The organism is Modicisalibacter xianhensis, assembly GCF_900113605.1.
In the GTDB taxonomy this organism is placed as follows: domain Bacteria; phylum Pseudomonadota; class Gammaproteobacteria; order Pseudomonadales; family Halomonadaceae; genus Modicisalibacter; species Modicisalibacter xianhensis.
In genome coordinates this window covers 1-6365 of record NZ_FOPY01000035.1, presented here as the reverse complement: position 1 = coordinate 6365, position 6365 = coordinate 1, and the positions used below count along the sequence as shown (strand labels likewise).

Genomic DNA, 6365 nt, shown 5'->3' with positions numbered 1-6365 from the left:
CCCAGTCAAGCTGTTCAGCGTGGTGCAGGTGTTCCAGCAGTGTCCGATGTAAACGCTCCCAGACGCCCGCCTCGTGCCAGTCACGCAGTCGTCGCCAGCAGGTCACACCCGAGCCACAGCCCATCTCCTGGGGCAGCATCTCCCAGGGAATGCCCGAGCGCAGCACAAACAGGATGCCCGTCAAGGCTGCGCGATTGGAGATGGGAGGCCGGCCACCGCGTGGCCTGGGCGTCGGTGGTGGCAGCAGTGGCTCGACAATGGACCAGAGTTCGTCGGATACGATTTTCTTAGCCATACCGAAAATCTAGGAATGACTGAAGGGGTTTTCAAGGTTTTGAAAGGCACTCAAGGAGGATTTGTTCTATTACGTCTACGGCCTACTCCACTCCGAAGACTACCATGAGCGCTTCGCGGACAACCTCAGCAAAGAGCTTCCTCGTATCCCGGCGGTGAAGAAGGCCGAGGATTTCTGGGCTTTCTCCAAGGCAGGGCGAGCGCTGGGAGATCTCCATGTCGGCTATGAGGAGGCCAAGCCCTATGCAGTGGAGCTCAAGCTACCGAAGGGCTACACCTACGACGACTTGGAGCCTGAGCATTTCGGGGTGGAGAAAAAGTGGAAGTTTGGTGGCACCGCAAAGGACAAAGATAAGTCCACGGTGAAATACAATAACTTCATTACCATCACCGGAGTCCCGCTAGAGGCCTACGACTACGTCGTGAACGGTAAGCCGGCTCTGGAGTGGGTGATGGAGCGCCAGATGGTCAAGACGGATAAGGCAAGCGGCATTATCAACGATGCCAACGATTATGCGATCGAGACCATGGGGGATCCGGCATATCCCCTTAAGCTGTTTCAGCGGGTTATCACGGTGAGCCTGGAAACGATGAAAATCGTTCGCTCGCTGCCGGCCCTGGATATCTGACCACTGTGCTGATGACGAGAGCGGAGCCTTCTTGGCCTTAGATAACTGTCAGAGAGTTATCGACATTGCCAGAGTCCCAGTTGATACACTCCGCTCGGATCGATCAGCGAGAGGTGCGACATGATTGTCACGGAGGTGTTTCCAGGGGACGATGAGATTCTGGCGTGGGTCCAGCATGATATGTATGGGCGTACCGTCGGCATTCTCATTGGTGTGCTTGAGGCACGTTATCGCCGGGCCACCCTCCAGTCCCCGGGACTTACCAGGCATCTGCCCATCAAGAACTTCGACCATCGCCCGGTCCAACCACTCCATGATGCGTTGGCCGCGGGCTTCCGTTGGGCTCTGCTAACGCTTCCGGGTATGGAGAGGATGTGGACCCGGGGCATTGACGGTGCGGTACCCGAGGATGAACTGTACGACTTCCAGCAGGAGTGGTGGGGATTCGCAAGTAAAACCCTACATCAATGGTGTGATAGACACCCGGACCTGCCCAGTCAGGCACTCACAGCCCTAATCTTTCCGAACCCATCCCCAGCGGGTATAGATGCCGAAGAATGGATCTATAACACTGTGGTCGAGCCTTATCAGGCTGAGTTATCGAATTCTCCCCCGCCGATTCTCAGAAGGCCGTAGCATAATTAAATAAGCACCACGGATTTGGTGATGCTTGCTATAAGCAGGGGCTCCCTGCTGTCCGCTGTATTATCTCTCTGAGTTTGGCGTAATTTTTTGAGCCAGCCTAACGGTTTGGGAAATAAGGAAAAGCCTACTTATGTAACTGCTTCTTCCAGAGTAGGCGGTCACGCCAATCGTCGGGGAAGCCCATCTCAGCGACATTGATCGCATGGCGATCAATCAAGCCAATTAGCCGTTTTCCCCAATGGTGATGAGGGTTCACTACTTCCATCAGGTACAGTATCAAGGTAAGCGTGTTATAGATACGACGCGAGGTGTCGAAAGACAGACTATCCAGCACAGCCGCAGGGCGATCCTTTGGCAGCTTGGGAAGGAAGGTGAACTCCCTGTTCCATAGCCGAGCATGATGAGCACACTGGTTTCGCACCGTGCTCAGGTGGTGTAGCACCGATGTCAGCACGCTCTCGTCGAAGTCGTACTCTCGAGCCACGGCATTACGATCTCGGCGCTGGCGTGTGTTGGCATACCACTGGGACAATTGGCCAAACGTCATGATTTCCACCAGGGCCCAGATCGGAGGCAGCGGCTCATCGTAGGTGGTGCTCAGATGGCGGATGAAGGTTTCCTGGCTGCGCCGCACTTCCCCTTCCAGGGCATGGAGCCGCTCCTCGTAGCGCCATGAACGGTGAGGTGACTTGAATAGCGCAGGGATAAGGTGACAGTGAGGGCCGTGGGTGTGGGCCATGTGGTAGGCCCAGCTAGTGCGAATAGAGACCTCGATGCGTTCGATGGCGTCCATGACTAACAGCCGGAACTCCCTGTCGAACACATACAGGTTGAGCACATCGTCAAGAGTGGTGCCAGGGCGCAGGCGATGTGTCTGGTGATCAGCCTCGAAGGGCAGCCAATAGGCGCCCAGCCGGTAGTAGTTGAGGTGACGCAGGTAGTGAAGCGCCCTCTGGCGGTCCGGGACCGCAAGCCCCCGCTGGATGAGCCGGTCGAGCTGATCATCTAAGCTCAGCGGTGGCTTGTTGAACTGCAAGGCCGGTCTCCAGAAAAAAGTAACCCCCCAAGGTGCGCTTCCGAGAGAGGCGTGGGGGGTGTTGTTACGACTTAGTATAAGGATGCAAAGACCTGCTGCCAAGCCACATCTACCAGATCGGTCCAGCATCCAACGGCTGCGCCACTGTCGCATTTACCTGCTGGTCTTGCCAATCCGCATAGGCCTGCCCCCTAGCCTCAATTTTCCAATCCATTCGCCCGTTAGCGGCATGCCCTGCGACGATGACTGCGGCCGGGCTTGGGCTCAGAAGCCATAATCGCAGGTAAGCCTCTTTAAGCCGTCCCCGTCGTCCGCTAGCTGTGATCTCTCGGTTCATCCGGAGCTTACCCGGAAGACTGAAATGCGAACCAATCAGGGGCCCAATGGACACTCATAAGAATGCCCGCCTCACTCCTCATGGTCGAGCCCTGCTGGTTGCCCTGGTCATCGATGAAGGGCTTAGGTCAAGGGAGGTAGTGCAGCCCAGGGCATCAGTGAGAGAACGGTTTACAAGTGGGGACGTCGTTACCGCTAGGAAGGCCAGACCGGTCTTCAGGACCGTACGTCATACCCTGCCCGAAGCCCCTGCGCGTTAGACGCTGCCATCGTAAAGCAGATCATCGAGCGTCGTCAGCAGCGTCAGCAAAGGCCCATCTCGGGACTGTCATTGGCCATGTTACTCAGGCTCTCGTCGGAGCGGCCGGCATACGGACAGGCCCAGCAGCCTGTACGCGCCCCACACGGCGTCCGCTTGCCGCTGCCGCCGACGATAGAGCTGCACTGTTGTATACCTCCAGCACATCGGCCAGTGAGTCAGCATAGCTCGGGAAAGGACCACCCTTGCCAAAGGGTTGGGAGAACAGGATGAAGCCCCATACGTCGCTGGTGGTCCAGCTGGAGATTGGGTAAGACAGCAGGCGCCCTTGATGCTCGACTACCCCGGTGCCGGCACCCTGGTCGTCCAGGTTGACTGCACGACGAGCGGATTCCTCGAAGCGGCTTCCCAGCAGCGTGATCTGACGCACTCCCTTGGGAAGGGATTAGGCGTGCTGGCGCTTGAGGGTGTCGATCGGCTTGATCTTCCAGTCAACCGAGCAGTATTGGCTTTGCCCTTCACTCGGCCACGCCATCTGCCGGCGACCGCCCAGAACACTTACTTGCCAGCTTTCGGCCAGGCTGGGCATGGCCCACTTGGCTTTGAGGGGAATGCCAGCTTCAGCGGCGAAGGCCCGCATTGCCCGGAGGTGGCGACCCACATGACGCTCGATGACGGGGTTCTTGATGCCGGTGTTCGAGGTGACAGCCAAGTGCTCGATATCAGTCGGCAGCCTGCCCTCTTGCGCCAGCTCAGCCAGCGCCGCCAGAGTAATGCTGGTGACCGCTGTTGAGTCCTTGCCGCCTGAGTAGGCGATCACAAGCGAGGTGGGTTGCACGGAGACAATTGCCTTCAGAAGATCAATGGCCTGGCGAACTCGCTCGGGCAGCGGGACCGAAGCCGGCTCGAAGGTGGTCGGCATAGCGGTGTCGGTGTCGAGGTTGATTGCCAGGTTCATGGTGTGTCTCCAGGTCGTGTAGCTGATGCCTCCTATAATAGTGTGCAATGCACACTATTGCAAGCGGAGTGCACACTTTTTTACGGCTATGATGGTACGTGTTCAGGTTCGCATGTATCCCCATTAGCCATATGTGATCGGCCCATACATTGTGACTGAGGGTGGTTTCTAGGTATTGCAGGCGTGTGCATTGCACATTAAACTTACGCCAGAACCAATGAGAATGGAGGCCACATGGCGAATCTCATGCCGGCAGCCGTGCAGCTCGAGACGATCAAGGGGCACCCCGAGATCCAGCGGCTAATTCGCGACAATGAATTTATTGCCCAACTGGAGCCCTGGTCTGTCATGGAGATCCACCAAGCGGTAGACGTGCTGGTGGGTATCGACCTCGATCTAAGAGACGCAGAGCTGTTTGGCGATCTGCTGGCGCATTTCAACCAGGACAGCTCCCCTGCTCTTCCCGAGACGTTCCCCCAAGAGAGCGCCCGGGCTCGCGCCAGGCGCTGTTGGGGCCTCGAGGCGTAGCTTTCCCCAGATGCGCTTCAAGGCGCCTTAGATAACAATCGCTGCTGGTACGCGCCAGTGGCGACCATAGAGAGACAGTGATGAGCACTTCCGACACATCGACCAATGAAGCCCTCCGTCAGCTTATGGAGCGGCACGGCCTGAACCAGACACATGTGGCCACGCTGACGGGGTATAGCGTGGAGACGGTAAAGGGCTGGTTCGCCTCGCCTGATTCGACCCGCTACCGTGCGGTGCGCAAACCCGTACTGGAGTCAGTGCGCCGTGCCATCGAGCTTGGTGAGCACTACAAGCTGGAAGGCGTGAAGATCCCCAAGGCGAAGGGCTGAGAGAATGCACGCTTCAGAGCAGATACCGAGGGCGGCAGAGTGGTATCAGCGTTTCCCGTTTGAACCTTCAAAAGTGGCTTTCCGGGATGAGGATGGCAACGAGAAGCGCTACATGCACACCCCCCTTGGACGAGCATTACTTGGAGGAACCTGGCGATAGTATTGAGCCGGGGACGATTCCCCCGAAGAGATTGAGGTGAGGGACTACCTCATGGTGGCTATTCACTCGCGCCGGCAGCTGTCTGGGGTTGAGTTCTGGTGGAGTCAGATCATCAGGCCAACAGAGCGCTACCAGCAAGCTAGGTCACATTTTATGACTCTCCATGACGTGTGCCGCCGTTCACGCCAGCACCGGGCCGCGATGTGCCGGATCGCGAACAGCTCGATGACAGCAAAGCATCTCAGAAAAGAACTACGTCGCATCATCGATTTGAGTGATGGGTTTCACGAGTCGATTGGCGCTGACCACTGACCAAGGAGACACCTGTGCCTTCAAGTCACATGCCGGTTCGGATCGACCTCAAGTACAAGGCCGATCCCAAGTGCGTGATGCGTTTTGTGGCTGTATTGAACCAAGACGGTCGACTGCAGACAGATGAAATGTATGGCTATGCCAATGAGCGCAGCGACCCCAACGAGCCGTTGACCCTCTATCCCCTCATACTCAAAGATGTGAGCGAGGAGTACCGGCAATACCAAGCAGAGTGGGGTTACGGTGACTCCACTGAAACTGTGATCGACTTTCTTGACCGACCCTTGGCTGAGGGACAGGAGGTTGAACGAGTCGACCTTTCCGAGGGCATAGAAGAGCGCTCCGTTTACATCATCACTTCGATTGCCCCATGGTCGGGAGCATAGTGAAAATGGCATGTAGGGAATACGAAATAATTTAATAGGAAGGCATCATGGCCCTAGATATAAAAAGAGGACTATCTGGCGATATGATGAAGAGTATTTTGATTAGCGCTTGTGTCGATAGGCTTGAAGGTTTCCGTAAGTGTAAGAGGCCGGATGATAGATTAAGCCTTAGGAGCTATCCTCTGCTGGCAGCGCGTGAACTCATTGCTCAATTCATCCAGGAGCAGCGAGATGGATATCAAACTGCATAAGACGGCGACCACCACACCGCGCATCCGCAAGGAGATCCAGCAGGCACCCGCCTCGGTCAGCGATAGCGAACTGGCTCGGCGTTATCATGTCTCGTGTCCCACCATTGCCCGGTGGCGTTACCGCAGCACGCAACATGATCGACCCCACACGCGACATAACCTGCTCGCGACGCTGTCTCCCGTCCAGGAAGAGATCGTGGTGGCTCTGCGCGACTACCTGCGTCTGAGCGTCGATGACTTGC

8 protein-coding genes and 1 pseudogene are annotated in these 6365 nt (G+C 56.9%); 5 read left to right on the top strand and 4 right to left on the bottom strand.

Annotated elements, in window-relative coordinates:
- Positions 1–295, bottom strand: a 295-nt coding sequence (locus tag BM194_RS20270; protein ID WP_143097652.1) for a transposase, incomplete at its 3' end; no start/stop codon positions are given.
- Between the two features lie 61 nt (positions 296–356).
- Between BM194_RS20270 and BM194_RS20265 the strand changes: the two genes are divergently transcribed.
- Entirely contained in the window at positions 357–923 is a 567-nt protein-coding gene (locus BM194_RS20265; protein WP_177223484.1) for a type ISP restriction/modification enzyme, read from the top strand.
- Positions 924–1692: 769 nt separating this feature from the next.
- On the opposite strand, the gene BM194_RS20255 is transcribed toward BM194_RS20265, so the two are convergent.
- The 3 genes from BM194_RS20255 to BM194_RS20240 all read right to left on the bottom strand — a co-directional run bounded on the left by BM194_RS20255 (position 1693) and on the right by BM194_RS20240 (position 4157).
- On the bottom strand, positions 1693–2604 hold the full coding sequence (locus BM194_RS20255; RefSeq protein WP_218155442.1) for an Abi family protein: 912 nt from the start codon (positions 2602–2604) through the stop codon (positions 1693–1695).
- Between the two features lie 680 nt (positions 2605–3284).
- Positions 3285–3629: an adenine nucleotide alpha hydrolase family protein gene (locus tag BM194_RS20245; protein WP_092850726.1), complete on the bottom strand. Its 345-nt coding sequence runs from the start codon at positions 3627–3629 to the stop codon at positions 3285–3287.
- A 15-nt stretch (positions 3630–3644) separates the two neighbouring features.
- Positions 3645–4157: an adenine nucleotide alpha hydrolase family protein gene (locus tag BM194_RS20240; protein ID WP_092850723.1), complete on the bottom strand. Its 513-nt coding sequence runs from the start codon at positions 4155–4157 to the stop codon at positions 3645–3647.
- A gap of 234 nt (positions 4158–4391) precedes the next feature.
- Between BM194_RS20240 and BM194_RS20235 the strand changes: the two genes are divergently transcribed.
- From BM194_RS20235 to BM194_RS20215, 4 genes and pseudogenes are all read left to right on the top strand, one after another.
- A complete protein-coding gene (locus BM194_RS20235) occupies positions 4392–4685 on the top strand; it encodes a hypothetical protein (RefSeq protein WP_092850720.1) in 294 nt (97 codons plus the stop codon).
- 80 nt (positions 4686–4765) lie between these two features.
- The gene (locus BM194_RS20230) at positions 4766–5014 is read left to right on the top strand and encodes an apurinic/apyrimidinic endonuclease family protein (RefSeq protein ID WP_092850717.1); all 249 of its coding nucleotides are present in this window, start codon (positions 4766–4768) and stop codon (positions 5012–5014) included.
- Positions 5015–5500: 486 nt separating this feature from the next.
- Entirely contained in the window at positions 5501–5872 is a 372-nt protein-coding gene (locus BM194_RS20220; protein WP_143097650.1) for a hypothetical protein, read from the top strand.
- A gap of 231 nt (positions 5873–6103) precedes the next feature.
- A pseudogene (locus tag BM194_RS20215) lies at positions 6104–6365 on the top strand (IS481 family transposase); the annotation flags it as partial.

Coding starts and splice junctions, on each gene's coding strand:
- BM194_RS20240 (WP_092850723.1), bottom strand. CDS start 4,157: ATGAACCTGGCAATCAACCTCGACACCGACACCGCTATGCCGACCACC.
- BM194_RS20235 (WP_092850720.1), top strand. CDS start 4,392: ATGGCGAATCTCATGCCGGCAGCCGTGCAGCTCGAGACGATCAAGGGG.
- BM194_RS20230 (WP_092850717.1), top strand. CDS start 4,766: ATGAGCACTTCCGACACATCGACCAATGAAGCCCTCCGTCAGCTTATG.